This is a genomic window from Peribacillus sp. P4_D6, from assembly GCF_056401795.1.
Genome location: NZ_JBFUIQ010000225.1, coordinates 1 through 3,735, shown reverse-complemented (window position 1 = coordinate 3,735; position 3,735 = coordinate 1). Strand labels below are relative to the sequence as shown.

Here is a 3,735-nt window from a genome sequence, read left to right as displayed (position 1 = left end):
ATAATAGCCCTGATAAAAAACCAAGACTTTTCATCATTTTTTCATATTTCCCCTGGCGGTCGAGTGCATCGGTTTCTTCCCGTTCCAGATGTGCCATCGTTAGCATGATTTGCTTTTGCTGATGATATTTATCGCTTTTCCCAAGCGTCTCCCCAAACTGTGAAAGAATCTCGAATTCTCCCTGTTTTAAAGCAAGGGATTGCCATATTTTCTTCAAACTATCATCCCATGCTTCTTTGACGGTGGTTTCACCTGAATCGAGCCGATTTGCAAATGTCTCGAAAAAGCTGGACAAAGGTTTGGCCATCTGTTTAGAAAGTTTCCTTGCCGCTTCTTTCAAAGGTGTATGACCGAACATGATTTCAGCTTCAAGCGATTGCATGGCGACTTTCAGCTGTCTCAGTTGACGAGGCCTCATACTTAATTTTTTTGCCGCTTCAAAACCTGCCCAAGTCGTCGCTATAATAATTATCGCTGCTCCTATTAACTTAAACATGCGGGTTCACACTTTCTCCCAAGTAAATGGGAACCCCTGCTGCATCAAGGACTTTGTAGCCCCTCCTACCGGATTTACTTCTTTTTAATTCAATAAAGCGTTCAAAGATGTTTTGCTTTAATATTTCAGCGATAATGGGTCGCTTCTTGATTTCATCCAGTGTATGGCCATGCGTGGTTATCATGAGTTTAATACCTGCATTCACGGCTTCCAGCACAGCCTGCGTATCCGCTTCACGGCCTATTTCATCCACGATCAATACATCCGGGGACATCGAACGGATCATCATCATCATCCCTTCCGCTTTAGGACATCCATCGAGCACATCAACCCTTGTTCCGAATTCGAGCTGCGGCACTCCATGCACACATCCGGCAATTTCTGAGCGCTCGTCCACTATCCCCACCTTTTGAGGGGCAATGCCGAGTTTTTCATTACCACTGGATATCATTCTTGCAATATCACGTAATATGGTCGTTTTTCCCGTTTGCGGAGCACCGATCAACATGGTATGCTGCCATTCCCCGTCATATAAATATGAAGTGAGAGGTTCAGCTGCACCTATTTTTTCACGTGCAACCCGAATATTGAATGAGGAAATATCCCTGATCGCTTTGACCGAACCATTTTCCAGGATCACCTTGCCAGCAAGCCCCACCCGATGTCCGCCCGCTATGGTTATATATCCTCGCTTTAATTCTTCCTCAAGCGTATATAACGAAAATTGACCTATATTATTCAATAATTGATCTGCATCCGAATGGGTCACTTCATAGGAAAAAAAGTATGGTTCCCCCCCTACAATGACCTCAAGCGGCCTGCCAACCCGAATTCGCAGTTCTTCCATCCTATCGATCACCATCGGTGTCATACCGCGGAGTTGCTCGTATAAACTTTTCGGTAAAAAAGAAAGAATCGTTTCCATTTTGACAATCCTCCTGTATACACCACTTTCAATAAAATATATGCCGACAAGCACGCAATGATGACAGGCTATTAAAGAAACGGACCATTTATTGATTTTTTATAACTTCCTGGATCTAAAAAAGACCGAGAAATTAATCTCGGTCTAAGTCTTAGTTGATTTCAGAAATCCGCTCCCTTTCCGCCGACTGYCTGCCAAGCCTCCTCGGCGCAARCGCCTGTGGGGTCTCGGCTAGCCAGTTATTCGGCAGGAGTGYCGMAGATTTCTTCAATCCAGTGAGGGTTCCACTCCAAAAAAGTAAAACATGAAGGGTAACCAGGTCTTCTTATAAAATCATGGTTTGGGATGAGACCATACGGACCTTCCAGACTGGGAACTTGAGGAGATGAGGATGCTTTTTAAACAGATCATGATTCGATCAGCATGAATGATTACTTTAGACCAACTGGTGCCAGCTTGTAAAATGGAGATTAAAGAGGAATATCGTGTGTACAAATCATCCAATTGCATTTGTGCAGGACCCGTTCATTTTTATCACAGTGTTGTACAGAAAGTAAGGACCTTCAGAAAGTGGTGGCACTCCATATTGGCAGGAATATACGGAAGAAGCAGATCATCTGCGTCATCATGAAGTCCAATCCCATAAAAAATCAAAAAGGTTTCGGAATGAAACCATTCCGAAACCTTTTTGTCTGCAATTTGAGGCCGAGATATTAATCTCGGCCTTCTTTCATTTATGCACGTGATACGTAAGAACCTTCATTTGTATTGATCAATAGTTTGTCACCTTGGTTGATGAAAAATGGCACTTGAACCGAAAGGCCTGTCTCAAGTACGGCTGATTTCGTGCCGCCTGAAGATGTATCGCCTTTAATTCCAGGCTCAGTCTCCGCCACTTCTAGTTCCACTGTGTTTGGAAGTTMGACACCAAGAGTTTCCGCTTGGAAAGTCATGATATGTACTTCCATATTTTCCTTTAGGAACTTAAGTTCACGTTCAATGCTTGAAGCCGGCAGCTCGATTTGGTCATACGTTTCGTTATCCATGAATACATGGCTGTCTCCACTTGCATAAAGGTACTGCATCTTGCGGTTTTCGATATGTGCTTTAGCAACTTTTTCACCAGCACGGAATGTTTTCTCCTGGATTGAACCCGTACGAAGGTTCCGAAGTTTAGAACGTACAAAAGCTGCACCTTTACCAGGTTTAACGTGTTGGAACTCGATAACCTGCCAAATTCCATTGTCTACTTCAATCGTAACACCCGTGCGAAAATCGTTTACAGAAATCATAAATTTGTCCTCCTACATGTACATGTTTACAGAATGATTAACTCTTTAGTTGAATGAGTAAGTGCTTCGTTACCGTCAATTGTAACGATTGTATCATCTTCAATCCGCACTCCGCCTACGCCCGGTAAATAAATGCCCGGTTCAACGGTTACAGCCATACCTGGTTCTAAAATGATATCAGACCTAAAGGATAATGCTGGACCTTCATGAACTTCAAGGCCGATTCCATGTCCGGTCGAATGTCCAAAATACTGCCCATATCCCTTTTCTTCAATTAGATTTCGAGTTAGTGCATCCGCTTCCCTGCCAGTCATACCGGGTTTGATCCCAGCCATTCCTCTCAGTTGAGCTTCTAAAACAATGTCATAAATATTAATAAGTTCTTCACTTGGCTTGCCAACCGCTAATGTCCGAGTGATGTCAGACACATACCCGTTATAATATGCCCCGTAATCCAATGTGACAAAATCGCCTTTTTCGATGATTTTATCAGTAGCCACTCCATGCGGAAGTGCGGACCTTATGCCGGATGCTACTATAATATCGAAGGAAGAAGAAGTTGCCCCTTGTTTCCTCATAAAGAATTCAAGTTCATTGGATACATCCAGTTCCGTAATCCCTGGACGCAGGAAATCCAGAATATGCGTAAACGCAGCATCAGCAATAGCAGCCGCTTCCTTTAATATCTTAATCTCTGATGAAGTCTTTATCAAGCGTAAATTCTCAATAACCCCAGACACCGGCAAAAGTTGGCCATCAATGGCCGCTTCATAAGCTTTATATGTAGCATAAGTCAGGTGCTCTTGCTCAAAACCCAGCTTGCCGATGTTCATCGCTTTAGCCTGCTTGCCGACTTCTTCCATGATGGTTCCTTTGTGTTGAACGACTTCATAGTCCGGTGCCTGCTTGCCCGCTTGTTCCACGTATCTGAAATCAGTGATGAATTTAGCTTCTTTTTGGGAAATGAGGACAACGCCTGCACTTCCCGTGAAGTTGGTCATGTATCGGCGGTTATATGTACT

General features: G+C 43.5%; 4 protein-coding genes. All 4 read right to left on the bottom strand.

Features of this window, described 5'->3' with window-relative positions:
• On the bottom strand, positions 1 to 496 hold a 496-nt coding region (gene spoIIIAB / locus AC1DVB_RS25805; RefSeq protein WP_477591632.1), incomplete at its 3' end, for a stage III sporulation protein SpoIIIAB.
• Positions 489 to 1,421, bottom strand: coding sequence for a stage III sporulation protein AA (gene spoIIIAA / locus AC1DVB_RS25800; protein ID WP_057278798.1), 933 nt, complete (start codon positions 1,419 to 1,421; stop codon positions 489 to 491). The genes spoIIIAB and spoIIIAA, both read right to left, overlap by 8 nt.
• Positions 1,422 to 2,155: 734 nt before the next feature.
• The gene (gene efp, locus AC1DVB_RS25795) at positions 2,156 to 2,713 is read right to left on the bottom strand and encodes an elongation factor P (RefSeq protein WP_477591630.1); all 558 of its coding nucleotides are present in this window, start codon (positions 2,711 to 2,713) and stop codon (positions 2,156 to 2,158) included.
• A gap of 26 nt (positions 2,714 to 2,739) precedes the next feature.
• On the bottom strand, positions 2,740 to 3,735 hold a 996-nt coding region (locus tag AC1DVB_RS25790; RefSeq protein WP_477591628.1), incomplete at its 5' end, for an aminopeptidase P family protein.